This window comes from Epibacterium sp. ABZ3_068 (genome assembly GCF_056159265.1).
This window is the reverse complement of record NZ_JBSWUV010000001.1, coordinates 3,574,107-3,600,151: the sequence shown is the minus strand read 5'-3', so window position 1 is coordinate 3,600,151 and position 26,045 is coordinate 3,574,107. Positions and strand designations below refer to the sequence as shown.

Sequence of the window (26,045 nt, the reverse complement as noted above, 5' to 3'; positions counted from 1 at the left end):
GAATGACTTGGAGACCGCAGATGGATGACCAACTTGATAAGGCAAAGACCTTTCTGAAGGCTCTGCCGCACTCGCAGGCTCTGGGCATGGAGATGGTTTCCTGCGGAGGCGGCGATGCTGCAATTGATATGCCCTATGATGAAAACCTGATTGGGGATCCCAAAACGCGGGTTGTGCATGGTGGTGCTGTGTCGGCGCTGATGGATACCTGCTGCGGGATGGCGGTTTTGTTTCATCCCGAACAACCGGACAATACCGCCACCATCGATCTGCGGATTGACTATATGCGCAGTGCGACGCCGGGTCAGACGATCAGAGCCGAGGCAACATGCCACCAGATGACCCGGAATGTGGCCTTTGTCCGGGCGGTTGCGATGGACGAGGACCGGAACAAGCCCGTGGCGACTGCAACAGGCGCCTTCACGGTCGAACGTAAAACCGGAAAGGCACAATCATGATCCGCCCACGTCCGGAACCCATCCAGCAGGTGAAACGGCGTCGGGATGCCGCGCTTCATGCGCTTGTTGCTTCGGTTCCCTATATTCAGTTCCTCGGGATCACATTTGATCGTCGCGGAAACGAGCTTACGGCGCAGCTGAACTTTGATGAGAAGCTGATTGGCAATCCGATGTTACCGGCCTTGCATGGAGGGGCGACCGCTGCATTCCTTGAGATGACGGCCATGATCACATTGCATTGGACCGTTTTATGGGAAGGGATCGAAAACGGTACGGTCGATCCTGAAGCGATGGCCCAGGGTGATCTGCCGCGTCAACCAAAGACAATCGACTTCAGCGTCGATTATTTGCGCTCTGGTTTGCCGCGGGACGCCTATGCACGCGCGCGGGTCTGGCGGTCCGGGCGTCGATTTGCCTCGGTTCATGTGGAAGCCTGGCAGGACAACAAGGACAAGCTGCTGGCGCAGGCAACCGGTCATTTTCTGATGGCCGCTCCGGACAGCGATTGAACATGCGCCCCCTGCATCGCGCAACCGCGGTCCAACCTGTGACCCACCGTCGGGTGCTGAAAATCGCGCTGCCCGTGGTTGTGTCAAATGCCACGGTGCCGTTGCTTGGGGTGGTGGACACCGGTGTTGTCGGGCAACTTGGCGAGGCGGCACCGCTTGGCGCGGTTGCCGTTGGCTCGATCATTCTGACGTCCCTCTATTGGGTGTTCGGATTTCTGAGAATGGGTACGGTTGGTCTGGCCAGCCAAGCCATCGGGCGCGGGAACCAGGACGAGGTCACGGCCATCCTCACCCGGAGCCTTCTGATCGGTTTCGGGGCCGGGCTTGCCATATTGCTTGTGCAGATCCCTCTGTTTTCTACGGCACTGTCACTTGCCCGACCTTCGCAGGAGGTTGGTGCGTTGGCAGAAGGCTATCTTGGAATTCGGGTCTGGTCCGCACCTGCAATGATTGCGATTTATGGGCTGTCGGGCTGGTTAATTGCGCAGGAACGCACCTATGCGTTTTTTGCCGTTCAGGTTGTCATGAACCTATTGAACATGCTTTTGGACATTTGGTTTGTCTGGGGACTGGGATGGGGTGTGAGCGGCGTGGCCTTTGCAACCTTTATCGCAGAATGGTCCGGTCTTGCTCTTGGGTTCTGGTTCTGTCGGCATGCATTTTCGACCTCGAGCTGGCGGGATTGGAACCGGGTGCTGGATCTGTCACGGCTGAAACATATGGCGTCAGTCAACCGGGACATTCTGATCCGGTCGTTGTTGCTGCAAGCGATTTTTACCTCATTCACGTTTCTGGCAGCGCGACAGGGAGATATCATTCTGGCGGCAAACCAGGTGTTGGCCCAGCTGATGTTTGTAACGGCCTATGGGATGGATGGGTTCGCATTTGCTGCGGAAACTCTGGTTGGACAGGCGATGGGCGCCCGGAAACGGGCAGAGCTTCGTCGAAGTGTCAAAATCACCGCGCTTTGGGGGGCGGTGGTTGTCGTCATCATGGCATTGGTTTTCTCGGCCCTTGGTCCGTGGATCATTGACAGAATGACGACGTCTGACGATGTCCGTGTCGCGGCGCGGATTTATCTGCCCTACATTGTGGCGGGGCCGCTTTTGGGCTGCGCCAGCTGGATACTGGACGGGATTTTTATTGGTGCGACCGCGGGTCGTGATATGCGCAACATGATGATCCTGAGCGCAGGCGTCTATCTGATTGCTGTGCTGACATTGATCCCGGTTTTCGGAAATCACGGTTTGTGGGCGGCGCTGCTGATTTCTTTTGTCGCCCGCGGGATCACGTTGGGGATGCGCTACCCGGCGCTTGAAGCGCGCGCCGGGCCGTAAACATTACAGCAGGTCTTCAAAAGCCTCGGTGGGGCGGCCAATGCGGGCTTTTTGCGCGGTAAAGGCGATGGGGCGTTCAATCAGGGCCGGATGTTGCGCCATCGCATTCAGAAGGGTTTCGTCATCCGAGCCCTCGCTCAACCCGAGCTCCTTGAATGCTGCGTCCTTGCTGCGCATCATTGAGATTGCCGAAACATCCAAGAGGGCGCGCACTTGGGTGAGTTCTTCCAGTGTCGGCGCGTCCTTTTGATAGAGCCGGACCACAAGCTCGGCTCCATTCTCTTCAAAAAACGCGAGGCCCGCACGGGATTTGGAGCATCGCGGGTTATGCCAGTAGGTGATCACAGCCAGTCTCCCTTTTTGCTGCCAACTGCATCAGAGACGCTGGCAAACCCATCCTTGACCAAAAGCGCGTCCAGCCCGGTTGCAATCTCGCCTGCAAGGCTCAGCCCGCCGTAAACCATCGCAGTGTAAAACTGCACTGCTGATGCCCCGGCGCAGATCTTGGCATAGGCCTGTTCGGCAGTGCTGATGCCACCAACCCCGATCAGGGGAACCGCACCGTCCAGGCGATCTGCAAGCTGGGCCAGAACCCGGGTGGATTTCTCAAAGAGCGGCGCACCGGACAACCCGCCGGCCTCATCGCCATGTGCGCTTTTCAAGCCATCGCGTGACAGGGTCGTATTGGTGGTAATCACCGCGTCGATCCCGGTTTCCAGGGCAACGGCAGCGATGTCATCCAGCTCAGCCAGAGTCAAATCTGGGGCGATCTTCAGGAACACCGGTACCCGACGGTCCAAACCGTCTCGAACCGTAATCACACCGTTTAACAATGCGCTCAGTGCGGCCTTACCCTGAAGATCCCGCAGCTTTTCTGTATTCGGCGACGAGACGTTTACAGTGGCAAAATCAAGATACGCGCCGCAGTGCTGCAAGACGGTTGCAAAATCCGCAGCGCGATCACTGCTGTCCTTGTTTGCACCCAGGTTCAGGCCAATCACCGCATCTTTGGGACGTTTGGCAAGGCGCGCACCAATGGCATGCATGCCTTCATTGTTAAAACCAAACCGGTTGATTGCGGCGCGGTCTTCGGTCAGGCGAAACAATCGTGGTTTCGGGTTGCCGGGCTGCGGGCGCGGCGTCGCCGCACCAACCTCGATAAATCCAAATCCAGCCCGGCTGAGCGGCGCAAGCGCCTCGGCGTTCTTGTCAAACCCGGCAGCCAGACCCACAGGATTGGGAAGATCCAGCCCGGCAAGCTTTGTGCGCAACCGTGCTGAACTCACTGGTCCGGGGGCAGGTGCCAGCCCGGACTTCAGAGCCTGAATGGAGAGCCCATGTGCAGCTTCGGGATCCATACGGTGCAGTGCCGCCAGCGCGAGTTTTTCAGAGAGTTTCATGGCGCGTCCTATGCTCCGCTCATCTCAGCCGGAAACTGATGCGCTCCGTCGATCAATGGCAGGGGTTTGCTCCACAGAATATCCGTCATGTGGAGCTCTCGATACAGATGGGGAAACAATGCGCCCCCGCGGGAAGGCTCCCATTTCAGGGCCTCTCCCAAGGTTTCGGCATTCAGCGCAAGAAGGAACAGGTTCGCTTCACCCGCAAAATGTTTGGCTGCAGTTTCAGCCGCTTGGGCGGCTGTGGAGAAATGGACAAAGCCATCTGCCAGATCAACCGGCGCGCCAAGGGTTTCCCCTGCGGCTTGGAAGGCCTCCCACTCATCTTGGCGGAAAATCTTGTAAATCAGCATGCGCGTCTGATGCACGTCCTGCCAGATCTGGTCAAGTGCTGCGATGTTCTTTGCTGTTTCTTGCACTGTCAGGGACCCTTTTTGTGCGGTTACGCAACGGCAGTCTTGCCAATTTCGCTCTGGTTTCGGTCATCTATGGGCGATTTTGACCAAACGGGCAGAATTCTCGCGGGAGCGCCTTGTCGTGAATTCCCCTTTGGACAAGGATCTATCGGATCTAGTCTCATCAACTAGATGCATACCAGAACAGGGAGTTCACATATGATGATGTCTCGTTTCCTGACCAGTGTCGCCGCGTTGGGGCTTACGTCCGGCATGGCTTCTGCTGAATTCAATTTGACGATTTTACACACCAACGACATTCACAGCCGCATCGAGTCGATCAACAAATACGATTCCACCTGTGGCGCTGATGATGAGGCCGAAGGCAAGTGTTTCGGTGGCGTGGCCCGTATTAAAACCATGATTGATACCAAGCGCGCTGAACTGGCGGATAAAAACCTGCTGGTGATGGATGCGGGCGATCCGTTTCAGGGGTCGTTGTTTTACACCACATACAAGGGCGCTGCAGAGGCAGAGTTCATGGAGGCTATCGGGTATGACGTGATGGCTGTGGGCAACCATGAATTTGATGACGGTCCGGAAGGCCTGTCCAAGTTCATTGATGCCGTGTCCTTCCCGGTGATTTCCGGAAACCTGGATCTGACGGCAGAAGACAGCCTGAACGGCAAGGTGGCCAATCACGTCGTTCTTGAGGTCGGTGGTGAGAAAATCGGCGTGATTTCTGTTCTTGCAACGGACACGGTCGACACCTCGTCGCCGGGCCCGAATGTGATCTTCCAGGATGAGATCGAGAGCCTGAAGGCAGATGTCGCCGCGCTGGAAGCTGAAGGTGTCAACAAGATCATTGCCTTGACCCATGTGGGCCTTGCCAAGGATCTTGAGATTGCGGCGAAAGTACCTGGGTTGGATCTTGTGGTGGGCGGGCATTCCCACACACTGTTGTCCAACACCAATGACCGTGCGGCGGGCGCTTATCCGATGATGGTGGGTGATGTTCCGGTGGTACAGGCCTATGCCTATTCCAAATATGTCGGGGAGCTGAGCGTTACGTTTGACGATGCGGGCAAGGTAACGGCAGCGGCAGGTGAGCCGATCCTGTTGGATGCATCCGTGACGCCGGATGCGGCCATTGCGGCCCGTGTTGCGGAAATGGGTGCGCCGATCGAAGAGGTGAAAGCCCGGGTGGTGGCGGAGACCTCCGCGCCGGTGGAAGGCGCCCGAGATTTCTGTCGAACCGGTGAGTGCGCGATGGGCAATCTGGTTGCAGATGCAATGCTGGACCGGGTCAAGGATCAGGGTATCCAGATTGCCATTCAGAACGGCGGTGGCCTGCGCGCGTCGATTGACGCGGGAGAGATCACCATGGGCGAGGTCCTGACGGTCCTGCCGTTTCAGAACACGCTGTCGACCTTTGAAGTGTCAGGCCAAACGGTGATCGATGCCCTTGAAAACGGTGTAAGCCAGGTGGAAGAGGTCAAAGGCCGTTTCCCCCAGGTTGCCGGGCTGAAGTTCACCTGGGATCCTTCTGTTGCAGCTGGCGAAGGGCGGATCTCTGACGTGCTGGTCCAGGAGGGTGATGCCTGGGTGCCGATCGACCCGGCCAAAATGTACGGTATGGTGTCCAACAACTATGTGCGTGGCGGTGGTGACGGCTACAAGATGTTCATAGATGCCGCCAAAGCCTATGACTTTGGGCCCGATCTGGCAGACGTCACAGCGGAATACCTGGCCAAAGTTGGGCCTTACGTTCCCTACACCGACGGGCGTATCACCAAGAAATAAGCAAACACTGGCTTGGAAAAGTCCCGTCGCAGCTCCCACTGCGGCGGGGCTTTTTCTTTTGGGTGTGATCTGGCACATTTGCCATATGGACCACCCGCTGATTGACCTCATAAACCAGAAAATTGCCGCCGCTGAGGCTGACGGTGCCTTTGACAACCTCGCCGGGGCCGGGAAACCTCTGCCTGAATGTGATGACCCGGAAAACCAGCTGGTCAACCGTCTGATCAGGGAAAGCGGAGGTGTGCCGGAGTTTGTGTCTCTGTCGCGGGAATTGGAGCGTTTGCGGGAAGAGCTACGTGAGACGGGCGACAGGTCCAAGCGCCAGGATATCCTCAAAGACATGTCGATGATGGAAGCGCGCATCGACCTCGCACGCAAAGCGCATCTTAGGTAGGGTATGTGTGGACGGTTTGCCCTTACGCTGCCAAGCGATGCCATGGCGCAGTTGTTTGCGGCACAACCGGCCAATAGTTTGCTAAACCTTCCCAATTATAACATCTGCCCTACAAACCAGATTGCCGTGGTCAGGGCCGTTGAACTGGGGCGCCAGCTTGTCTCCATGCGCTGGGGGTTTTTGCCCCATTGGTACAAAAGTGAAACAGATGGCCCCCTGCTGATCAATGCCCGCGCTGAAACGCTGGCTGATAAGCCTGCATTTGCCAAAGCCTGCCGAAGCAGGCGATGCCTCATTCCGGCTGATGGCTTTTACGAGTGGACAAAGGATAGCGCTGGCAACCGGTTGCCTTGGTATTTTCAAAGGGCAGACCGCGCGCCAATTGCATTTGGCGGGATCTGGCAACACTGGGGCGATGCCCAAAGCACCTGCGCCATTGTCACAACGGTTTCGAACCAGAGTATCCAGCATCTGCATCACCGAATGCCGCTGGTTCTAGAGGCTGAAGACTGGGCACTTTGGCTTGGGGAAAGCGGACAAGGAGCCGCGCGATTGATGCAGCCCGCAGCAGAAGATCTTCTACATTTTCAACGTGTTCACCCGAGGGTTAACTCCAACCGGGCGGACGGGCCAGAGCTTATTGAACCTTTTTACGAACCCGAGGGCGCAGACGGTTCAGCATTGCCGGACGAACTGACACCCGGAAATGGCGAAACGAATCCGCAAGGGAAGCTGTTCTGAGATGGCCGCGATTTTCGGGCCCTTCGTTGACAGGCCGCGTCTTCAGTTGTCCGGTTTCATTGGAGAGAAAACAGGCGCATTCGTGTTGGCATTTGCAGCTTCGGCAACACGTATCAACAGATTGATGAGCAGCGCTCGTTCATCGGCGTCTATTCCGGGCAACATCTTTTCCTGGCTTGCCAAGACCACGGGATGTGCCTCTTTTAACAAGTCAGTGCCTGCTTGGGACAGGTGGATTTCACGGGCCCGCCTGTCTGTTTCACTGATCGTGCGTGTCAGAAACCCCTTGAACTCCAACCGGTCCACCACCTTACCCAGGGTGGCCCGGTCATAGCCGATGTGTTTGGCAACAGAGGCCTGATCGACGCCGGGGTACGTTTCGACAGCCCATAGGACTGAGTATTGCACGGGTGTCAGGTCAATATCCGCGTCCGACATGGCAGTTGAAAACTCCGCCACGCAAATCTGGTTCAAGCGGCGTATCAGATGGGAGGGTAGTGCATACATCTCCAAAGCAGGAGAGCCCATGTATTCGTTTCCTGTTCCGTAAAGTGGCAGATTTTGCTTTGAGTTAACTTTTGGCGCACTTTACCGATACTTTTTATTTAAAACGTGAAGCAAGCGGGTTTTAAGGTTTTCTGTCAAAAGCGGCCGGTTTTTGCCATTTGCCCGGAAAAATTTTTTGGCCAATTCTGAAGTGATGCACATATTTGGCCGAGATTCTGGAACTGTATCGTTCTGGACCTGCAGAGAGCACGAGCCAACAGACGCGATGAGGAAAGCTGCTTCTGCAATCGGTGTTGATCCGGTAATGGCAGGGAGAACTGAGGAGGCTGACGCCCGATCTGCGGTTTTGTGGTTTCGCATAATCGGATATGGCAGCCCGCACTTAATTTTATAATTAAGAACAGCTGCTTGGTTGGGGGTATTCAATCTCCGAAGACGCGCTGGTCTGGTCTCCGAACAGGTGACTTAACGCTTTTTTTGCCAAGAACGATCGCCACCACTCAGCCCCCCATGTTTCTCCCTCTTGCGACCTATATCAGCCTTATTCCCCTTAAATGCCCTATCAGGCCGAAACCCGTGGCGTAGCGCAGCCGCATATCACCCAGCTCTTCTACCACACCTTCTGCCTATTCGGCTGGTAGTGGGGAGTGGCTGTCTTACATCAGATCCCGGAATTTACCCATAAAGCTCTGATCAATCTGATTCTTCCATTGCCATATGGCAGGGCCGGAAAACGGCATGCCGAACTTCTCTCCCATTGCAGATTTTCCGCCGAGGGAAATGAGCTTCAAATAGTCCTTTTGGGCTTTGTAAGGGCGCAGGGCCTCCCCGGTCAGCAGTGCGCGGATATTGCCAAACAACACAGGCGCCTGACGCACAGCATAGACACCGGCCTTGGGCCGAGGCGATGCGCTCAGATGGGCGCAGTCGCCGGTCGCAAAGATCTTCGGGTCCGAGGACTGCAGGCACGCGTTGACGTCAACAAACCCGTTCGTCAGCAAAAGACCGGTGTTCTGCAGCCAGTCATAGGGGCGGGCCCCGGCGGCACCGGTGGTGAATTCAGAGAGAATCTTTCGTCCGTCAGCCAATGTGATTGTGTCATCTGAGATCTGCGTGATGCTGGCGTTTTCAATCAGGGAAACACCAAGCGCCGACATCTGGTTCCGCACGATCTGCCCGGCCTTTGCGGGAATAGCGGTTAAGGCAGTGGAGCTGTCGATCAAGGTTGCACTGCCCAAGCGCCCCCGTTCCCTCAGGGCAAAGGCCATTGCAAGGATCAGCTCTGATCCTGCAACTCCGCCGCCAATCACTGCGATATGTGCCGGACCATTGCCGTTTCGAAAAGCGTCCCATTTGGCAGCAAAGGGTCCAAGGGGTTTGGCCGGAACGGCGTATTCAGCAAAGCCCGGCATCTGGGGCATATCCGAGGTGATACCCACATCAATGGAGGCCACGTCATAGGCAATGGGCGGCTGGCCGGGCACGTGAATGCGCTGATTTTCCCGGTCAATCCCCTCGGCACGGCCGATTATGATACGGGCTTGGGCGAAACGGGCCAGTTGCACAAGATCAATGTCGAGTGAGGCGCGATCATAGTGACCGGCAACAAACCCGGGCAACATACCGGAATAAGGTGCAGTTGCGCCCGGATTAATAACTGTCAGCCGGGCGCCCGGCAGCGGCTTCATACCCCATGATTTCAGCACCAGCGCATGTGCATGTCCCCCTCCGATCAAAACGACATCTTTGGTCTGTGGAACGGCAGGGGGGTGCATCATGTACTATGCCTCATAAATTTTGGCGGGATCAGCCCTCTTTTTCGTCAGAGACGGCGTGGGTGGCCCAGACTGTATCGCTGCCGGCCTTGGGCAGAGACTTGGGCGTTTCATGCCGGTGGATATGAACTTTCGCAATGAAATTTGCTGTGATGGGTGCCGTGATAAAGAGGAACAGAACAATCATGATTTCATGAACTGAGCCGTGATGTTCCACCACAATGGCATGCAGGATCGACGCGATCAGAACCCCGCCCATACCAAGGGTTGTTGCCTTAGTCGGGGCATGCAGGCGGGACATCGGATCATTCAGTTTCAGCAGCCCGAACGAGCCGACAAAGCCAAAAAGCCCACCAACGATAAGGAAAAAGCTGACTGCGAATTCAAGTAACGTTTCCATGGGGCTGACCTCACTCGATAATATTGCCGCGCAGGATAAACCGCGCATAGGCCACAGTGGACACAAAGCCCAGCATTGCGATGATCATGGCGGCCTCGAAATAGATCTCGGTTCCGTTGGCCAGCCCATAAAGAACCATCATAACGATGGCGTTTATGAACATGGTATCCAGCGCAAGGATGCGGTCGGCGACCAGATCGGCAAAGACAACCTTCCAAAGGTTCATCAACATTGCCGCAGCAAAACACGTAAATGCGAAGTAGATGGCAAATGTCATCATTCGAAAATCTCCTTCAGGCGCGCCTCATATCTGGATTTGATTTCGGCACAGACGGCCTCAGGGTCTTCGGCGTCCAAGCAATGAACCAGAAGCGCGTGCCCGTGGTCCGAAACATCGGCCGATACCGTACCGGGGGTCAGGGTGATGGTGCCCGCCAGTACGGTGATAGCCTCCGGGGTGCGCAGATCAAGCGGTACAGTCACCCAGGCAGGTTTGCGCTGTGCATTGGGTTTGAACAGTACGATCTTGGCCACCACAATATTGGCGAGGATAATGTCCCAGAAAACGACGCCGACATATCCCAGCACCTTGAGAGGCGCGCGCATTTTGGGCTGATCGGGCCAGTAGGCCGCCGTCACAAAGGGGATCAACCATCCCATAAGGAAGCCGAACACCAATGAGTTCAGCGACCAGCCGTTGACAAGCAGCAACCATGTCCCGGTCAACAGCAGGGTCAGAAGCGGATGCGGGAGGGCGCGGTGCAAGAGCTTCATTTCGTGTCCCCCAATACCGTTTGGATATATGTTTCAGGTGCAAACAGCTGCTGAGCCGTTGCATCAGCATAGCGTGTCATCGGGCCTGCAAAAACCGTAAGCAGAACCAGCCCGGTGACCAGTCCGAAGATCGCCACAAAGGGCAGGCTGGCCGGGCGTTCGGCAACGTTTTCCTCCCCTTCGGTCTCTTCCACGGTAGGAACTTCGGTGCTTGCGTCGTAGGACTTCCAGAAAATAATCGTCCCGGTCCGGGCAAGCCCCAGGATGGTCACCAGGGATCCGACCAGAATTACCGCCCAGATTGTCCAGACCATGTCATGGCCTCGGGCGGCGTCCATCACCAGAAGTTTGCCGAGGAAGCCGGAAATCGGCGGCATGCCGGCCAGTGCAATTGCGCCAACAAAGAACAAAGCCGCAATCAGACCGTTTTGCGCCATTGGTGCTTTGGGTGTAATCTCGGCTCCGCGCCGTTCAATCACCAGGTCGGCGACAAGAAACAGCAGGGCCGCGGCAAAGGTCGAATGCACCGTGTAATACAGCGCTGCCGCCGCTGCCTGTGGAGTAAACAGCGCAACCGCCGTCAGAAGTGTGCCCATCGAGGCAATAGCGCCAAAGGCGATCACCCGGCCCAGATCTCGCGCACCCAGCACACCGATTGCGCCGGCCGCCAGGGTGAACAATGCCGCAGGCAGCAGCCAGTCTCCACCAAGCCCCGCCGTGGCTTCCAGTTCCGGCCCAAAGATCAAGGTGTAAAAGCGGATGATTGCATAGGCACCGATCTTGGTCATGATCGCAAAGAGAGCAGCAACCGGCGCCGGAGCTTCGGCATAGGAAGCAGGCAACCAGAAATGCAGCGGCAAGAGTGCGGCTTTGATACAGAAGACCAACAAAAGCATGATCGCGCCAACCCGAATAAGCGCGGTGTTATCGGGTGAAATCTCGGCCACTTTAACAGCCAGATCCGCCATGTTCAGCGTGCCTGTCACAGCGTAGATGGTGCCTAGCGCAAAAAGAAACAGGCTCGACCCGATCAGGTTGTAGACCACATATTGCACGCCAGCGCGGAACCTTCGCGCGCCGCCTGCGTGGATGGTCAGCCCGTAAGAGGCGATCAGCAGGACCTCAAAGAAAACAAACAGATTGAAGGCATCACCGGTCAGGAATGCGCCCAGGATGCCCATCAGCTGAAACTGGAACAGAGCATGAAAGTTGCTGCCACGTGTGTCCCAGTCAGTTCCAACCGCATAAAGGTTCACAACCAGCGCCAGTATCGCGGTGAGGATACACATCATCGCCGAAAGCCGGTCGAGGACCAGAACGATGCCAAAAGGGGCTTGCCAGTTGCCCAGTTCGTAAACCTGAACGGTGCCATCCATCGCCTGAACTCCAAGGGCGAGGGTCACGATAACCACTGCCACGGATGTCGCGAGAGAGAATATCCGGGTCAGGTCAATATGGTGCCGGGTCACCATTGCAATCAGCGGAGCCACGATGGCCGGCATCAAAACGGGCGCAATCAACAGGTGGTTCATGCGTCTTCTCCTGCCTCAGAGGCATCGTCCATATTGATGTCGTCGGTTTTGGAGGACAGATATGCCCCCAACGCGACCATCACCACCACCGCTGTCATCCCGAAGGAGATCACAATTGCGGTCAGCACCAGGGCCTGAGGCAACGGATCGGTATAGGCGACCTCTTTGTATTTGTTCAGGATCGGCGGAGCGCCAACCATCAACCGGCCGGTTGCAAACAGGAAGACATTCACTGCGTAGGTCAACAATGAAAGTCCCAGGATCACCGGGAAGGTCCGGCGGCGCAGGATCAGGTAAATGCCCGCCGCCGTCAGCACGCCAACGGCGGATGCTACAAGGATTTCCATCGGTTAAACCTCACTCTCGATCTTGGGCTCGTCATCGCGAGCGGGGTTGATGTCCATTGCATGTTCGCTGGTCATGCCGGGTTGCCATGCAAATCGTGACAGGCTCTCCAGCGCCAGAAGCACCGCGCCAACCACGGCAAGGAAGACACCAAGGTCAAAGAGCGCGGCGGTCGCCCATTCGAATTCTTCCAGGGGTTCCCAATGAATGTATCCAAAGGCTGAGGTCAGGAACGGCAGCTCGTTGAACCAGGCTCCCATGCCGGTTGCGGCGGCAATCAGCACACCTGCGCCAATGATCCCGTGATAAAAGAACCGCTGGCGCTCGGCGGCCCAGCCAAAGCCCGAGGCCATGTACTGCATGATGATTGCAATTGCTGCGATCAACCCCGCAATAAACCCGCCGCCCGGCTGGTTGTGACCACGGAAGAAGATGTAGGCTGCAACCAACAAGGCCAGCGGCATCAGCACCCGTGTTGCCACCACCATCATCAACGGGTGTGGGTCGCCATCCTGCGGCAGGTCCGGCTTGCGGTTCAACAGATAGGCGCGCACCTTGCTGCCCAGGACTGCTTCGGTCAGGGCAAAGATCACCATGGCGGCAATTCCAAGCACTATGATCTCTCCAAAGGTGTCAAACCCGCGGAAGTCGACAAGGATGACGTTTACAACATTGGTTCCGCCACCGCCTTTATAGGAATTGGCGAGATGAAAGCCGGAAATCGTCTCAGCCGCGAAATCGCGTGTCATCAGCGCATAGATCAGGCCACCCACGCCCAGCCCTGCGACAGATGCAATTGCCCCATCGCGGATCTTGGTTGGAACGGGGATCTCATTTGGTGTTTCCTTCGGCAGGAAGTTCAAAGCCAACAACATCAGGATAATCGTAACCACCTCCACCGAGATCTGGGTCAGTGCGAGGTCCGGCGCCGAGAGGTAGTTGAATGACAAAGACACAACCAGCCCAACAACACCGATCAGAACCAGCGCCAGAAGGCGGTTATGGTGGTGATACAGGATAAACCCAGTGGCGACGATCAGCGCAAACCACCCCAGTATCGGCAGAGGACCAACAGGCTGAACCGTGCGTGTCGCGTCTGGCAATGTACCGGTTTGGAACGCGACAAAGCAAACTGCTGTGGTGAAGATGATCATCACCAATGCGTAGCGGGTCATCGACCCATTATGCATCCCGGCTGTGAAGCGATCCGACAAGAACGTCACGGCTGCGATCACGCGGTCAAAGATAACCTTGGCCTCCGGGCGGGGCAGGGCGTTCCAGATGGCTTCCAGCCTCTTATGTGACAGCAACAACAGGAGGCCGCCAACAACCGCCGCAATCGACATATAAAGCGCTGGCGTCACACCGTGCCAAAGCTTCAAATGAACATGCGGGTGCTGTTGCGTTACTGCGTCGGCAACAACCTGAACCAGCGGCTCTGCGATCTTGCCCGAAAACAGTCCAATAAGGACAACCAGCACAACCAGAAACGCAGGCGCGGCCCACATGCCAAAACCCGGATCATGCGGATGGCCAGGGTAGTCATCACGCTTCTCTCCCAGAAAGACGTGGCCGATATACCGGAAGCTATAAGCCGCAGAGAACAGCGCCGCCAGAACTGCAAGTCCCGGAATGACATAGTGGTTCCCGAGCCAAAGCGTATGGGAGGCTTCTTCCAGCATCATCTCCTTGGAGATAAACCCGTTCAACGGGGCGATACCGGCCATGGAAAGCGCCGCGACACATGCGATTGTAAAGGTCACAGGCATCAGATGTCGCAGCCCGCCCAGACGTTTGATGTCACGTGTATGAGCTTCGTGGTCGACAATTCCTGCGGACATAAACAAGGCGGCCTTGAACGTCGCATGGTTGATAATGTGGAAGATGGCCGCGATCGCAGCAGCTTTGGTGCCAAACCCCAGAAGCATCGTGATCAGCCCCAGATGGGAGACCGTCGAAAACGCCAACAGTGCTTTCAAGTCGTCCTTGAACAGGGCAATGACCGCGCCGATGACCATGGTCACCAGACCGGCAGTGGAGACGATATAGAACCATTCGGGCGTACCAGACAGAACCGGCCACATGCGCGCCATCAGGAAGATGCCCGCTTTTACCATCGTGGCAGAGTGCAGATAAGCCGACACCGGGGTTGGTGCCGCCATGGCGTGGGGCAGCCAGAAGTGGAATGGGAACTGGGCTGATTTGGTAAAACACCCCGCCAGGATCAGCAAAAGAGCCGGCAGGTATATGGGCGATGCCTGAATGGCGTCCTTGTTCTGCAAGATCACGGTCAGATCATAGGACCCCGCGATGTTGCCAAGGATCAGCATCCCCCCGATCATTGCAAGTCCGCCCATGCCAGTGACGGTCAGCGCCATCCGTGCGCCCTGGCGACCTTCGGGCAGGTGCTTCCAATAGCCGATCAACAGGAACGAGCTGAGCGACGTTAGCTCCCAGAAGATAAGCAAAAGCAATATGTTGTCAGAGGTAACGATGCCAACCATTGCGCCTTGGAACAGCAGCAAATAGGTGTAGAACTGGCCCATCGGGTCCTGCCGAGAAAGGTAGAACCGCGCATAAAGGATGATCAGCAAACCGATGCCAAGGATCATCCCGGCAAACATGAAGCCAAGCCCGTCCAGGAAGAAATTCGCGTTCAACCCCAATCCGGGAATCCAGTCGAATTTGGCAGTAATAACCTCACCCCGCAAAATGGCCGGGGCATGTAGCATCAATCCGATAAATGCCAATAGCGTGGTCAACCCGGCTGATGAGGCCGAGGCATTTCGTCCGGCGCGGATCAAGAGTGCGGGGAAGATCGCTCCCAAAAATGGAAGCGCCGCTATCAGAAACAGGGACACGTGGTACTTCTCCTGGTTGGGCGAGTGAAAAAGTCACAATTGACTAAGCTTTTTTTCGTTTTGGTTCCAGTCTTTCGGTTCCTGCACCGTCAATTAACTCCATGCGAAACTGTGACACACGCTAACACATGCTGTGCTGTTTTGAAGATACAGGAGGATATCGAAGGCTTAAAACCGGGCGATGACGCGAACTTGATTATTTGATGTCTCTTTTCCAATGTGGCTGTGCTGTTTTGTCGCTCAAGAGATGGTATTTTTCTCTGCAACTTCCATGGGTTTCGAAGGACGAGATGCAAAAAAATCACATAGATCAGCAAGGCGTATCGCCGCAGCGCCGCTTGGGCGGTTTGACGCGCCGCAAAGCTCTGTTCGGCGGAGGCGTTGTTGCGGTGGGGATTTTGGCCGGGCGCTGGCTGTATCTTACCCCTCCATCGCATGAACAACTCAGAATGAGTGTAGAACAGGCGCATGATCAGGCGTTGAGCGGCGCCCTGACGCTGGTTGACATCCGAACCCCACGTGAATGGCGCAGCACGGGCGTTCCTGAAGGCGCTCATCTGATTGATATGCGTGACAACGATTTCAATGAGCAATTGCAAAAGATTGTCGGCAGCCAAACCGATGCACCCATTGCTCTGATTTGCGCGCGTGGTGTTCGTTCGGCGCGCATGACGCTGCGTCTGAGCGAAGCAGGATTTACCAATATCATTGACGTGCCGGAAGGCATGCTTGGATCGAAGGCGGGACCAGGATGGATCAGATCAAATTTGCCGGTATTGAAGTGGAACGGTTAGGTTTAACGCTGTTGGGGGCGGCCTGCGCCGCGACGCTTTATGCGGGACCTGCCACGGCTGGCTGCGGCACCGCCGAGGCGGCCTGCCAGATTGACAGCGGTGACTATGAAATTGTCATGCCTGAGGGCGCGACTTCGTCTCATTCCGCTGTTGTGTTCTTGCATGGCTATGGCGGCACGGGAAATGGCGTGTTGAAGAACACGGGTATGGTCGATGCACTGCTCGAACGGGGCTATGCGGTGATTGCGCCAAATGGGTTGCGCCGGTCCAACAACCGAGGTCCGTCCTGGAATTTCTATCCGGGCTGGGAGGGGCGCGATGAGGTCGCGTATTTCCAGGACCTGCTGGACGATGCCCAGGCTCGGTTTGGTATTGATCCGAAGCAGACCATTATGGCGGGCTTCTCTGCTGGGGCTTTCATGGTCAACTATCTGGCGTGCCAAGAGCCCGAGATGTTTGCAGCCTATGCACCGGTGGCAGGCGGCTTCTGGCGTCCGCAGCCGGAAGCGTGCAAAGGTCCGATCCGATTGCACCATACACACGGGTGGAGCGACACAGTGGTCCCGCTTGAGGGACGGTATCTGCGCAACCGGACGCTGCAACAAGGCGATATTTACGCAGGTCTCGAATTGTGGCGCGATACCTTGGGCTGCGCCACCCATGCGCCGGGTCGAGCCTGGACGAAAGCGGGTAATTTTGTGCGACGCTGGGATTGCGGAGAAGAGGCCGAGATCACCTTTACGCTCCATCCAGGCGGTCACACGATCCCAAAAGGGTGGTCGGAGAGTGTTACCACCTGGTATGAAAAAGCAGAACCCAGCCAATAAGGCTGGGCTCTCTTTTTGACACTTGCAGTCGGGGTCTATTCCGCTGCGGTTGCCTGCGGCGGATTTTCCAGAAACTGGCGCATCTGGTTTCGATAGGCGCGCGCGGCCTGGGTAATCTGTGGTTCCTTGAAGTGATCATGGGTGCCCATCCAGCGGCCAATCCGTTCCCGAATAGGCATGCCCGACAGGGCCGACAGCGGAATGGCAAGAACCAGAGATAGGGCAATAGGCACCAACCAGATTGAAACCATGCCAGCCAGGATCCCGATCCACAGTGCGGTTCCGCTGATAGTTTCCAGCGCGTGGCAAATTGCGATGGTGCGCCAGGAGTATTGTCCACCTTCGCGCGCCTGCGGGGCCCAACCGCGTTGTATGCCCAGCAAGGTTCGGAACACTGCGATCATCTGTTGCACCATCAGGATCGGCGCATAAAGGATTGCAAGGATCACCTCTGACAGCACCGACAGTGCAAATTGGCCCGCACCGCCATATTCCGCAAAACGCTTGCCGCTGAGGGGCAGGGCGATCGCCGCCAGCAGTTTAGGGGCCAGAAGCATCGCATAGATCAACAAGATAACCAGCACATGCCGTGGCTCGCTCATATCCGGCCAAGACGGCATGGTTGGGTTCGCCTCAGAGAAATAGGTTAGGACCGAGGCCTCTTCGCCACGTCCGATAACCGCCCAGATCACCAAAAGTGCAAACCAGATCGGGGCCATCAAATACCCCACCGCGCCATGGAACAGGTGAAACCGGGAGATGGCCCGAAAGCCCCGCGCATTGAGCAGGTTGATATGCTGCAAGTTGCCCTGGCACCAGCGGCGGTCACGTTGAATGTGGTCAATCAGGGTCTGCGGGGTTTCCTCATAGGAACCCTTGATCCGGGGCAGAAACTGAACGCTCCATCCAGCCCGGCGCAACAGCCCGGCCTCGACAAAGTCGTGGCTCATGATCAGGCTTTCCTTGCCCGTCAGGCTGCGCAAAGAAGGCAGTCCAGCACAGGCTGCAAAGGCGCGGGTGCGGATAATGGCATTGTGGCCCCAATAATTGCCTTCATGACCAGCCCAACGCGCCAGACCTTCGGCCAACGCCAGACCGTATACAGTATTTGCGAACTGCTGCATGCGGCCGAAAACAGATTGCGCACCAATGAGTTGCGGGAAGCTTTGAATGAGGCCAGCGCCAGGATCACGGGCCAGTGCACCGGTCAACTGGGCAATTGCACGGCCGGTCATAAGACTGTCCGCGTCCAAAACCAGCATCGCATCATAGGCGCCGCCCCAGCGGCGGATCCAATCAGCAATATTTCCGACTTTACGTCCGACATTGTCGTCGCGGCGACGGTAATACAGCGGCATCGACGGGGGCAGCATGGCCTGAAGGGCCTCGACGCTGCGGCGTTCCTGATCGGCAATGACATCGTCTCGCGTATCAGAGAGGATAAACATCGCGTATTCGTGGCTGCCTCCCTGTGCGTTCAGCTCTTCCAGCATGGATTGCGCGTTGCCAAGGACATACCAAGGGATTTCGTTATAGACCGGAACCAGCAGAGCCACCTTTTGCGTCGGCACCGGGCCGCGCTTGCGGACAACAGTACGTCGGGCAAGGGAGTAAAGCCCCAAAAGAACGGTGGAGACCGAAAAGCTGATCCAGAAGAAGTTGAAGATGATCAACGTCAGCAAGATGCCTTCAAGGACGGTGACGCCACCATCTGCAAACCAACCCAGCATGACCCAGCCAAGCGCGGCTGTCATGATCATCGCAGGCGAAAAACTCAGGATGCGCCAGAGAGCCGCCTGTTGTTTGGGCTCAGCCTCGGGGGCTTGGTCATCCCGGAACGGAGCTGCAAAATCCTGTTCCGGCATGTCCAGCGGATGTTCGGGGGGCAGCAGACGATTTTGGGTCATATGGTCCACCTGTAAAGCCAAACCTCGGATGCCGGTTGGCTGTCCTTGCGCAGCTGCGCGCGCAGCTCCACATGCGTACGGCTGCCGGGATCAAAGGAGAAGGCAAGCCGGAGGCCGCCGGTTTCGGGATTGCGTTGCAGGATGCCTTCGGTTGTCTCTACATGTGGAGAAGAGATGTAGATATCAAAATCCTCCGGGTCGCCGTCCAACAGCGGATGGGCATCAAAATCGATCGTGAAGATCCGGCCCGGATCGCCAAAAATCTTGGCTCCGGAGGCGGTGTTCTTGACCGGTGCCAGTCCCATGTCGGGCTCATGACCCCAAGTGAGCCGATAGTTCAGATCAATCTGTTCGCCGACGGCATAGGGTGTTTGTGGCCGCCAATAGGCGACGATATTGTCATAGATCTCTTTGTCTGCCGGGATCTCGACCAGCGTGACCGCACCTTTGCCCCAGTTTTCCTTGGGCTCGACCCAGAGGGAGGGGCGGCTGTGGTAATGGGCTTCGAGATCCGCAAAATCGGACAGCTCGCGGGACCGTTGCATCAGGCCAAACCCTTGCGGGCCGTCGTCGACAAAGGAGGACACCTGCAAATGGATCGGGTTCGCCAGCGCCCGCCACAGGATCTCTCCGTTGCCGTTTTTGATCAGCAGCCCTTCGCTGTCATGAACAGCAGGGCGGAAGTCATCAAAGCGGGCGCGGTTCGTGTCATCATACAGGAACATGGATGTGAGCGGAGCCAGACCAACATGGGTCAGCTCTTCGCGCGCAAAAAGCACAGCATGGATATCCATGATGCAGTTTTCACCCGGCGTGATGTCAAAACGATAGGCACCTGACACAGAGGGGCTGTCCAGGAGCGCGTGTACAACCATGTTCTTTTGGTCCGCCTCCGGCGCTTCCAGCCAGAACTCGATGAACTCGGGGAACTCCTCGCCTTCGCTGTCGCCGGTTTTCAGGGCGAGCCCGCGTGCCGACAGGCCATAGGCGCACCAATCCGCAATCGCACGGAAGTAGCTGGCCCCCTGGAAAACGCAGAATTCTGTTTTCTTCAGATTTTGCTTGAAAGGCGCGCCAGGCTGTTCTGTGCGAAGTCGCAGACCCGAATACCCCAGGTGTCCGGTTGTGCTCAGATCTGGAGCAATCTCGCCCCGTTCAAACAGCGAAAGATCAAAAGGGACGGGGGCGGCAAAGCCGTCGACAACCTCATTGATCTGGATCGCACGTGGGAAATAGAGACCCGGCAAGAAGAAATCGACGTTATAACTGCGCTCTGTATCTGCCCAAAGCGCATCCTCAACCCGGAACCAGCGATTGCGGTATTCGTCATAGCTGATATCCAGCCAATCCTTGGGAACCATCGGACGCAGCTGATAGCTACGGGAGGCCAGATCACGGGCCCGTTCCGTGAGGCTTTCAAAAGAAAAGGGCGATGCAAGATGCGCCAAGGACGCATTTGGGAACGCCAAGGCAGATGTGCTGGCCAGCGCAGCAGAGAGGAAGGAGCGACGTGTCAGGCGGCTCATTTCTTTTGTCTCCACGGTTGGGATTTAAACCATGCGGCGCCATAGGCGCAGCCGATGATCAAAACAAAACCCAAAAGGTTTGCGAATGCGGTTGTGGTAATGGCGCGGTCAGTTTGGTCCAACGCAACGCCAATCAGACGGGCCAGCGCCATGGAGAAGACAAAGACCGCCAATGACTGCTGACCTACCTTGGTGATGACACCCAGGAAGAAGGACCAAACCCGCGCGCCCAGAGATTGACCACGCGCAATCAGGTTCTGGCCACCTTCGCCCGCAATGACCCATCCCAGATAGGCGAGGGACAGGAAATGGGCATATCTGAGCAAGCCGAAATCCGTTTTTTCGCGCCATTGCTCCGTCCAATCCCAGGTTGGGCGGATCAACGCTGCAACATCTGCATCGGCGGCTTTAACCCAGGTGAATACCTTCCACGATCCAAAGGGCATTGAAAGGACCACGAATGCCGCCGCTACCCAAATCAGCGCTTTTGACACCGGCGGCTTTGGCAGCCAGCCTTTCATGAAGGCAAAGCCCGTAAAAAACAGAAGCTGCCAGCCAAAAGGGTTGAAGAACCATTCACGCTCAGACCATGGTTCCGCAGGCAGGCTGACTCCGTTGGGGCCAAGACCGATGATATAGGGGTTTGCGCTCAGCCAGACCAAAACCGAAAAAGCGGCAACCGCCCAGAGACTGATTTTCTCAAGCCCGATCATCACCGGCATGAGCGCCAGAACGACCAGATACATTGGGAGAATGTCGAAATAGTTCGGCACATATGTCAGCGTGAAGAGACCAACCAGCTGTGTCGCCGGATCGCTGAAGAAACGACCAAGGTTCAACGAATTTATGTAGCTTTTCTCAAAGCCCCCAAAGGTGTCCAGCGCGGCCATGGCCATGGCGACAAAGAAGAACAGGCCGATATGCGCCCAAAACACCTGCCAGCAGCGAAATGCAACCCGCGCGGTCCCAAGCCACCAGCCTTTGCGCGCGAAGGATCCGCCAAAGGCAATGGCTGACGCCATGCCTGAGCAGAACACAAAGATCTCGGTCGCGTCTGAGAACCCAAAGCGCGCGGGAATCCACCCCGTCCAGCGGTTGTTTGGAATATGCGCAGCCAGGATGATGAACATCGCGATTCCCCGGTAGAAATCCAAACGCGGATCGCGCCGACGTTGTGTCGATTTCTGCGGGGCCATCTGGCTGTTGGCGGCATCCGGAACCGGATGCGCTATGGGCAGGGGCGTGATTGTTGCCATTATTTGAGTCTAATTCGTTACAAAAGGTACCGGTTATTCCGCCGGGACACTGTGATCAGTATTGGCACTCCGTGCGTCTGCAATCAGAGCACGGCGGGCCAGGGCATAGTTGTCTTCGCCACCGGCACGTTTGGCGCGGCGGTCATCCAGGATCGCTTCGACAGCGTCAAATGCGCCGGACCGCAAACCTGAATCGATTGTCATCCGTTCAAAAATATCTCGTTGTGCATGGCTTCCGCCGGCAAGCTGCATTGTGTCCCGCGCCGCACGCAGGTGGTTGAAAGCCTTGCCATAATCCGCCTCGCCAAAGGCTTCAAGGCCCAGAGAAGCCTCTCGGCCAGGTGTTGCCATACGTTCCTGGGCTTCAGTGGCGCGTTTTTGCCCATCTGCATGAATACGAGCGACCATCCGCTTGGTTTCTGCTTCCCGATCATGACCAGCCAACGCCAGAAGATAGTGGAGGTCCGCAAAGATCAGGCTGCCATCGTCAGTCCGGTTGGCGCAGAGCTCTGAAAGTTCTTCCCAGCGGTTGCCAACATTCACGCCTTCCAATTCGAGCCGCATCAGAAGCGAAGTTGCATTGGAGATGTCACGATAGTCGTCTGTTTTGTCTTTGCGGACTTCGGTATCGTAAAGGTTGATCGCCAGATCCACCTGGCCCAGGTCAAGATGCATCAGGGCCTTGTGCCACCAGACGTGGTAGCGGAAGTTGTTGCAATGGGCCCAGGCATCTTCGCGACCGGTCAACCATTCCAGACCCGTTTTGGCGTTACCGGTCATCTCGTGCACATGCGCGACCGAATGCAATCCCCATGCATCATCGGGAGCCATCCACAGGGCTTGACGCCCGGTGTTCTCGGCCTTTTCATAGGCGCCGGTTTCTTCGAGGGCGAAGGAATGGCACCCCAGCAGATAGCCACGTCCGGCGTGGTCCGGTGCATAGGCCGGCATCACCCGCTCAACAGAGGTGCGCATGCCATGATTGTCGCCCATGATAAATCGGATCCCGTGGCTGAGCTTCATGGCCAGCGTGTCACAGGGGTGAGAGTCCAAAATGGTTTCTACGATCTGGATGGATTGTGTCGGACGTCCGTTCACCCAGGCTTCCAGCGCATCCACGTATTTGCGTTCACGCGGCAGCGCCCCTTCGTAACAGGTCTTGGCGGCCTGCAAGGCATCAACGGCCATCTGGTTCAGCTCGGAGCGGCCCAGCATCAGGATGGCCAAGCCTTTCAGGGCATGACCCAGTGCAAATTCCGGAGTGCTGGTCAGAACTGCGCCAAGGTGGTCGGCGGTATTCGCCGCGTGGGCAAGCACACCCAGCTGTGCAGCATTCCAATCCTTCAGAGCCGCAGCGGAAGAAAGGCTGGTCTCTTGTCCGAAAATGTCTTGCGTCATGGGTTCGTTATCCTTGCGATCTAAAAACAGCATCTCTGTTGTAGTGAGAGTAATAGAAGGTCACCGACCGGGCGACGGCTGCTCGCGCTTTGGTGAAGGCCTGTGTACGTTTTCTGTAAATTCCCGCCGATAGGGCGGGTGAATGCGGCAAAATCCCGCGAAAATCGGATGCTTATGCAGCAAACCTTTCAATGGCCAGGCAGAACCCGGCCGTTTTTTGTAACACTTGGCAAAGAGTGCCTCATTCCTGCGGGTTTTCCGGAGGCAAAAAGCCGGAATCCTGTTGTAAAACCTCGGTCGTTTCTTGTCCGCAGTGCGGCGGCGCGTGTCGATAAGTGACCGGTGTGCGGGAAAACTTCAGGGGGTTTCCGATGAGGTCAACCGGTCCTGCCGCACTGTCCATGGTGATCCGCATTTCTCGTGCCGCAACCTGCTCGGAATTGAAAACTTGATCCAGCGTCTGCACGGGACCAGCTGGCACCTTCAGGTCCTCCAATCCGGCAATGACTTCATCTGTGGTTCGGGCTTTTACGGCCGGGATCAGAATTTCGTCCAGCGAGTCGCGGTTTTCAAGTCGCGCCGGGTTGGTGGCAAACAGGGGGTCCGATGAGAGTTCAGGCAGTCCGAGGAAGGCGGCACACCGCTCAAATTGACTGTCGTTGCCGACCGCCAAAATCACATGACCATCAGCGGTTTCATAAACGCCATAAGGTTTGATATTGGGATGCCCGTTCCCTCGTCTTTGCGGCAGGGTACCAGAGGTCAGATAGTTGACACCCTCGTTGATCAACCAGGCAATCTGGCTATCTACCAGCGCCAGTTCGACCCATTGGCCTTCTCCGGTCAGATCACGGTGCCGCAGTGCCGACAGAACGCCGACACAGGCGTACATGCCGCACATAACATCCGCGATTCCAACGCCCACTTTCATCGGGGCGCCATCGGGTTCACCGGTCACCGACATGATCCCGCCATAGCCTTGGGCCATCAGATCATAGCCGGGTTTGGATGCGTTGGGACCGGTCTGGCCGTACCCGGAAATCGAGCAGTATACGAGCTTCGGCAGATCATCTTTGAGGCTGTTGTAATCAAGCCCGTATTTGGCCAGACCACCGGGTTTGAAGTTCTCGATCAGGATGTCCGCTTCGGCTGCCAGCGCGCGGATTTCGGCCTGTCCTTCCGATGTTGCAATGTCGATCGCCACCGACCGTTTGTTACGGTTTGCGCACATGTAATACGCCGAGAGATCTGTCGGATTCCCGTCGGAATCCGTCACATAGGGAGGTCCCCATTGACGGGTGTCATCGCCGCCGGTCTTGGGGTTTTCGATCTTGATCACATCGGCGCCAAGGTCTCCAAGAAGCTGGGTGCAGGTGGGGCCTGCCAAGATGCGGGAAAGGTCCAGCACCTTCACCCCTTTCAAAGCACCATGGGGCAACATATCAGATCCTACCATCATATCCTCCGCGTTCGATAATAGCTGCAATCACCGTAAACTTATCAGAGGCTTGAGCGGCCGTCAGTGCGTCACGAAGTTCCGCGCGATTGGTTGCGGTAAAGCCGTTGCCTCCAAAGGCGCGGCCCATGGCGGCAAAGTCATGTTGTGCAAAGTCGACGCCGGTATTGGTCAGCTGCCTCTGGCGCTGTTTCAACTCGATTAGGGCAAGGGAGGCATCAACAAAGACCAGGAAGATCGGGGCAACTTCGAATTCAACAGCGGTTGCCAACTCGCCTGCAACCATCAGAAAGCCGGCGTCGCCCGAGAAACTGACAACGGGTCGGTCCGGCTGTGCCAGCTTGCGGCCGATGGCCATCGGCACCGCGCATCCCATCGTACAGAGGCCAGAAGACTGGATCAGCCCGCGGGGTTCATGGCAGGTCCACATCTGGCTGAGGAGAATGCGGTGTGCGCCGCTGTCAGCAGTGGCCAGTGTGGAGCTGGGCATCACTGCACGGGTTTCAGCGATGACTCCGGCCGGGCCCCAGCTTTCGTCCGTCGGAAAGGCGGCTGCCAGCCCTTCTTTTGCGGCGGTGAGGGCACCATTGGTCCATGTGTCATGGCCTGTGATCCCCTCCGACAGAGCTGCAAGACTCGGTGCAAGTGGCGCGACAATAGACAGGCCGGATTGGTGCATATAATGCGTGTTCGGCTCGGCTGCGATTTCCAAAACCTGTGTCTGGCCTACAGTCCAGGCATCTCTCCAGCCGGTGCGCATTTCAATCGGGTCATAGCCCAACGACAGAATCAGATCCGCGTCTTCGATGAGGGGCATCAGATGTTTGTCGGCTAGCGGGGAGAGGCCTGCTCCGCCAAGGCACAGGGGGTGGTCCTCATCAATAAGCCCTTTGGCTTTGTAGGTTGTGATAAAAGGAATGTTGTGGGTCTCGATAAAGGATTTCAGCGCCGGGCCTGCGGCTTCCTGCATGGCGTCAATGCCGATAATGGCCAGGGGGCGCTCTGCCTTTGAAAGCCAGGAACGCGCCTGCGCCAGTGTCTCTCCCGTGGCTGCGGTTGCCCCGGCAGGCGCTCGGCGGATGCCGCGTTCCCTGGCAGCCGTATTGGCAACGGTTATGGGCACATCCAGATGTACCGGTCCCTGGCGCGGCTCCATTGCGATCGACACGGCTTTGTCGGCGATCACTTCAGCCGCGTCCGCGTCGAGCCGGAAGGTGGCTTTGGTTATTGGGCGGAAGACGGACTGCTGATCCAGAACCTGATGGGTATAGGTCTGTTCTTCGGCGGCATCGACACAGCCTGTCAGCACCAGCATAGGCACCCGATCCTGATGTGCATTGGCAACCACATTGATCCCGTTCAGCGCCCCTGGTCCGAGAGTGGCCACCAAAATAGCAGGCGCGCCGTCCGCATGATGGACGGCTTCACCCATAAACCCCGCGCAGTTCTCATGCTTGGCCAGATGGAAGGTAATCCCAGCTTTTTCCAGCGCATCCACCAATGTGAGAACTTCGCCGCCGGGCATGCCAAAGGCATGACGGCACCCGGCATCATAAAGGCGGCGGGCAAGCACATCCGCCGCGCGTAGGGTCGTGGTCATCGGGTCTATCCTGACGTTAGATTTGTTGCGCCCAGATTGCGGTCTGGCGC

At 56.9% G+C, this 26,045-nt stretch carries 24 protein-coding genes and 1 pseudogene; 8 read left to right on the top strand and 17 right to left on the bottom strand.

Features of this window, described 5'->3' with window-relative positions:
• Positions 1–20 precede the first annotated feature (20 nt).
• The 3 genes from ACXAEW_RS17245 to ACXAEW_RS17235 are packed head-to-tail and all read left to right on the top strand — an operon-like array spanning position 21 to position 2,304.
• On the top strand, positions 21–458 hold the full coding sequence (locus ACXAEW_RS17245; RefSeq protein ID WP_474942499.1) for a PaaI family thioesterase: 438 nt from the start codon (positions 21–23) through the stop codon (positions 456–458).
• Positions 455–967 (top strand): PaaI family thioesterase, encoded by a 513-nt coding sequence (locus tag ACXAEW_RS17240; RefSeq protein WP_474942498.1) that lies wholly within the window; start codon positions 455–457, stop codon positions 965–967. Before ACXAEW_RS17245 ends, ACXAEW_RS17240 begins: the two co-directional genes overlap by 4 nt.
• 2 nt (positions 968–969) lie before the next feature.
• Complete coding sequence (locus tag ACXAEW_RS17235) at positions 970–2,304, top strand: MATE family efflux transporter (protein WP_474943061.1); 1,335 nt, start codon at positions 970–972, stop codon at positions 2,302–2,304.
• A 3-nt stretch (positions 2,305–2,307) separates the two neighbouring features.
• Here the strand turns inward: ACXAEW_RS17235 and arsC are convergent, their stop codons facing one another.
• Genes arsC through ACXAEW_RS17220 form a run of 3 tightly spaced genes read right to left on the bottom strand, consistent with a single transcriptional unit; the run spans position 2,308 to position 4,057 of the window.
• Entirely contained in the window at positions 2,308–2,649 is a 342-nt protein-coding gene (gene arsC, locus ACXAEW_RS17230; RefSeq protein ID WP_474942497.1) for an arsenate reductase (glutaredoxin), read from the bottom strand.
• Positions 2,646–3,704 (bottom strand): quinone-dependent dihydroorotate dehydrogenase, encoded by a 1,059-nt coding sequence (locus tag ACXAEW_RS17225; RefSeq protein WP_474942496.1) that lies wholly within the window; start codon positions 3,702–3,704, stop codon positions 2,646–2,648. Before ACXAEW_RS17225 ends, arsC begins: the two co-directional genes overlap by 4 nt.
• Positions 3,705–3,712: 8 nt before the next feature.
• The gene (locus ACXAEW_RS17220; protein WP_474943060.1) at positions 3,713–4,057 is read right to left on the bottom strand and encodes a DUF952 domain-containing protein; all 345 of its coding nucleotides are present in this window, start codon (positions 4,055–4,057) and stop codon (positions 3,713–3,715) included.
• A gap of 264 nt (positions 4,058–4,321) precedes the next feature.
• Here ACXAEW_RS17220 and ACXAEW_RS17215 point away from each other — a divergent pair, with 264 nt between their 5' ends.
• The 3 genes from ACXAEW_RS17215 (at position 4,322) to ACXAEW_RS17205 (ending at position 7,037) form a co-directional block, all read left to right on the top strand.
• Positions 4,322–5,902, top strand: coding sequence for a bifunctional metallophosphatase/5'-nucleotidase (locus ACXAEW_RS17215; protein WP_474943059.1), 1,581 nt, complete (start codon positions 4,322–4,324; stop codon positions 5,900–5,902).
• A gap of 85 nt (positions 5,903–5,987) precedes the next feature.
• Positions 5,988–6,296, top strand: coding sequence for a DnaJ family domain-containing protein (locus ACXAEW_RS17210; RefSeq protein WP_474942495.1), 309 nt, complete (start codon positions 5,988–5,990; stop codon positions 6,294–6,296).
• Between the two features lie 3 nt (positions 6,297–6,299).
• Positions 6,300–7,037, top strand: coding sequence for an SOS response-associated peptidase (locus ACXAEW_RS17205; protein ID WP_474942494.1), 738 nt, complete (start codon positions 6,300–6,302; stop codon positions 7,035–7,037).
• Positions 7,038–7,079: 42 nt separating this feature from the next.
• Here the strand turns inward: ACXAEW_RS17205 and ACXAEW_RS17200 are convergent, their stop codons facing one another.
• The 8 genes and pseudogenes from ACXAEW_RS17200 to ACXAEW_RS17165 all read right to left on the bottom strand — a co-directional run bounded on the left by ACXAEW_RS17200 (position 7,080) and on the right by ACXAEW_RS17165 (position 15,231).
• Positions 7,080–7,565: a MarR family winged helix-turn-helix transcriptional regulator gene (locus ACXAEW_RS17200; RefSeq protein ID WP_474942493.1), complete on the bottom strand. Its 486-nt coding sequence runs from the start codon at positions 7,563–7,565 to the stop codon at positions 7,080–7,082.
• Positions 7,566–8,206: 641 nt separating this feature from the next.
• Positions 8,207–9,319 (bottom strand): annotated as a pseudogene (locus ACXAEW_RS17195) (FAD-dependent oxidoreductase); the annotation flags it as partial.
• A 31-nt stretch (positions 9,320–9,350) separates the two neighbouring features.
• On the bottom strand, positions 9,351–9,719 hold the full coding sequence (locus ACXAEW_RS17190; protein ID WP_474942492.1) for a Na+/H+ antiporter subunit G: 369 nt from the start codon (positions 9,717–9,719) through the stop codon (positions 9,351–9,353).
• Positions 9,720–9,729: 10 nt separating this feature from the next.
• Positions 9,730–9,999 (bottom strand): K+/H+ antiporter subunit F, encoded by a 270-nt coding sequence (locus ACXAEW_RS17185; RefSeq protein WP_474942491.1) that lies wholly within the window; start codon positions 9,997–9,999, stop codon positions 9,730–9,732.
• Positions 9,996–10,493 (bottom strand): Na+/H+ antiporter subunit E, encoded by a 498-nt coding sequence (locus ACXAEW_RS17180; RefSeq protein WP_474942490.1) that lies wholly within the window; start codon positions 10,491–10,493, stop codon positions 9,996–9,998. The genes ACXAEW_RS17185 and ACXAEW_RS17180 overlap by 4 nt, the downstream gene beginning before the upstream one ends.
• The gene (locus ACXAEW_RS17175; RefSeq protein WP_474942489.1) at positions 10,490–12,025 is read right to left on the bottom strand and encodes a monovalent cation/H+ antiporter subunit D; all 1,536 of its coding nucleotides are present in this window, start codon (positions 12,023–12,025) and stop codon (positions 10,490–10,492) included. The genes ACXAEW_RS17180 and ACXAEW_RS17175 overlap by 4 nt, the downstream gene beginning before the upstream one ends.
• Complete coding sequence (locus ACXAEW_RS17170; protein ID WP_474942488.1) at positions 12,022–12,372, bottom strand: Na+/H+ antiporter subunit C; 351 nt, start codon at positions 12,370–12,372, stop codon at positions 12,022–12,024. Before ACXAEW_RS17170 ends, ACXAEW_RS17175 begins: the two co-directional genes overlap by 4 nt.
• Before the next feature lie 3 nt (positions 12,373–12,375).
• Complete coding sequence (locus tag ACXAEW_RS17165) at positions 12,376–15,231, bottom strand: monovalent cation/H+ antiporter subunit A (protein ID WP_474942487.1); 2,856 nt, start codon at positions 15,229–15,231, stop codon at positions 12,376–12,378.
• A 233-nt stretch (positions 15,232–15,464) separates the two neighbouring features.
• On the opposite strand from ACXAEW_RS17165, the gene ACXAEW_RS17160 reads away from it, so the two are divergent.
• Positions 15,465–16,025, top strand: coding sequence for a rhodanese-like domain-containing protein (locus tag ACXAEW_RS17160; RefSeq protein WP_474942486.1), 561 nt, complete (start codon positions 15,465–15,467; stop codon positions 16,023–16,025).
• A complete protein-coding gene (locus tag ACXAEW_RS17155; protein WP_474942485.1) occupies positions 15,983–16,852 on the top strand; it encodes a CE1 family esterase in 870 nt (289 codons plus the stop codon). The genes ACXAEW_RS17160 and ACXAEW_RS17155 overlap by 43 nt, the downstream gene beginning before the upstream one ends.
• Before the next feature lie 35 nt (positions 16,853–16,887).
• On the opposite strand, the gene mdoH is transcribed toward ACXAEW_RS17155, so the two are convergent.
• The 6 genes from mdoH to ACXAEW_RS17125 form a co-directional block, all read right to left on the bottom strand.
• Positions 16,888–18,759, bottom strand: coding sequence for a glucans biosynthesis glucosyltransferase MdoH (gene mdoH, locus ACXAEW_RS17150; RefSeq protein ID WP_474942484.1), 1,872 nt, complete (start codon positions 18,757–18,759; stop codon positions 16,888–16,890).
• Positions 18,756–20,285: an OpgD/OpgG family glucan biosynthesis protein gene (locus tag ACXAEW_RS17145; protein ID WP_474942483.1), complete on the bottom strand. Its 1,530-nt coding sequence runs from the start codon at positions 20,283–20,285 to the stop codon at positions 18,756–18,758. Before ACXAEW_RS17145 ends, mdoH begins: the two co-directional genes overlap by 4 nt.
• Entirely contained in the window at positions 20,282–21,541 is a 1,260-nt protein-coding gene (locus ACXAEW_RS17140; protein ID WP_474942482.1) for an OpgC family protein, read from the bottom strand. Before ACXAEW_RS17140 ends, ACXAEW_RS17145 begins: the two co-directional genes overlap by 4 nt.
• Before the next feature lie 33 nt (positions 21,542–21,574).
• Positions 21,575–22,939 carry a tetratricopeptide repeat protein gene (locus tag ACXAEW_RS17135; protein ID WP_474942481.1) on the bottom strand — a complete coding sequence of 455 codons (1,365 nt, stop codon included), beginning with the start codon at positions 22,937–22,939 and terminating at the stop codon, positions 21,575–21,577.
• Between the two features lie 241 nt (positions 22,940–23,180).
• A complete protein-coding gene (locus ACXAEW_RS17130; RefSeq protein ID WP_474942480.1) occupies positions 23,181–24,395 on the bottom strand; it encodes a CaiB/BaiF CoA transferase family protein in 1,215 nt (404 codons plus the stop codon).
• Complete coding sequence (locus ACXAEW_RS17125; RefSeq protein ID WP_474942479.1) at positions 24,382–25,995, bottom strand: thiamine pyrophosphate-binding protein; 1,614 nt, start codon at positions 25,993–25,995, stop codon at positions 24,382–24,384. Before ACXAEW_RS17125 ends, ACXAEW_RS17130 begins: the two co-directional genes overlap by 14 nt.
• Positions 25,996–26,045: the final 50 nt, after the last annotated feature.

Bases quoted from the DNA above. Each gene is read 5' to 3' on its own strand.
- ACXAEW_RS17145 (WP_474942483.1), bottom strand. From the start codon at position 20,285: ATGAGCCGCCTGACACGTCGCTCCTTCCTCTCTGCTGCGCTGGCCAGC.
- ACXAEW_RS17180 (WP_474942490.1), bottom strand. From the start codon at position 10,493: ATGAAGCTCTTGCACCGCGCCCTCCCGCATCCGCTTCTGACCCTGCTG.
- ACXAEW_RS17170 (WP_474942488.1), bottom strand. From the start codon at position 12,372: ATGGAAATCCTTGTAGCATCCGCCGTTGGCGTGCTGACGGCGGCGGGC.
- ACXAEW_RS17130 (WP_474942480.1), bottom strand. From the start codon at position 24,395: ATGGTAGGATCTGATATGTTGCCCCATGGTGCTTTGAAAGGGGTGAAG.
- ACXAEW_RS17200 (WP_474942493.1), bottom strand. From the start codon at position 7,565: ATGGGCTCTCCTGCTTTGGAGATGTATGCACTACCCTCCCATCTGATA.
- ACXAEW_RS17135 (WP_474942481.1), bottom strand. From the start codon at position 22,939: ATGACGCAAGACATTTTCGGACAAGAGACCAGCCTTTCTTCCGCTGCG.
- ACXAEW_RS17240 (WP_474942498.1), top strand. From the start codon at position 455: ATGATCCGCCCACGTCCGGAACCCATCCAGCAGGTGAAACGGCGTCGG.
- ACXAEW_RS17205 (WP_474942494.1), top strand. From the start codon at position 6,300: ATGTGTGGACGGTTTGCCCTTACGCTGCCAAGCGATGCCATGGCGCAG.
- ACXAEW_RS17220 (WP_474943060.1), bottom strand. From the start codon at position 4,057: ATGCTGATTTACAAGATTTTCCGCCAAGATGAGTGGGAGGCCTTCCAA.
- ACXAEW_RS17185 (WP_474942491.1), bottom strand. From the start codon at position 9,999: ATGATGACATTTGCCATCTACTTCGCATTTACGTGTTTTGCTGCGGCA.
- ACXAEW_RS17140 (WP_474942482.1), bottom strand. From the start codon at position 21,541: ATGGCAACAATCACGCCCCTGCCCATAGCGCATCCGGTTCCGGATGCC.
- ACXAEW_RS17190 (WP_474942492.1), bottom strand. From the start codon at position 9,719: ATGGAAACGTTACTTGAATTCGCAGTCAGCTTTTTCCTTATCGTTGGT.
- ACXAEW_RS17215 (WP_474943059.1), top strand. From the start codon at position 4,322: ATGATGTCTCGTTTCCTGACCAGTGTCGCCGCGTTGGGGCTTACGTCC.
- ACXAEW_RS17225 (WP_474942496.1), bottom strand. From the start codon at position 3,704: ATGAAACTCTCTGAAAAACTCGCGCTGGCGGCACTGCACCGTATGGAT.
- ACXAEW_RS17210 (WP_474942495.1), top strand. From the start codon at position 5,988: ATGGACCACCCGCTGATTGACCTCATAAACCAGAAAATTGCCGCCGCT.
- ACXAEW_RS17125 (WP_474942479.1), bottom strand. From the start codon at position 25,995: ATGACCACGACCCTACGCGCGGCGGATGTGCTTGCCCGCCGCCTTTAT.
- mdoH (WP_474942484.1), bottom strand. From the start codon at position 18,759: ATGACCCAAAATCGTCTGCTGCCCCCCGAACATCCGCTGGACATGCCG.
- ACXAEW_RS17245 (WP_474942499.1), top strand. From the start codon at position 21: ATGGATGACCAACTTGATAAGGCAAAGACCTTTCTGAAGGCTCTGCCG.
- ACXAEW_RS17175 (WP_474942489.1), bottom strand. From the start codon at position 12,025: ATGAACCACCTGTTGATTGCGCCCGTTTTGATGCCGGCCATCGTGGCT.
- ACXAEW_RS17235 (WP_474943061.1), top strand. From the start codon at position 970: ATGCGCCCCCTGCATCGCGCAACCGCGGTCCAACCTGTGACCCACCGT.
- ACXAEW_RS17155 (WP_474942485.1), top strand. From the start codon at position 15,983: ATGGATCAGATCAAATTTGCCGGTATTGAAGTGGAACGGTTAGGTTTA.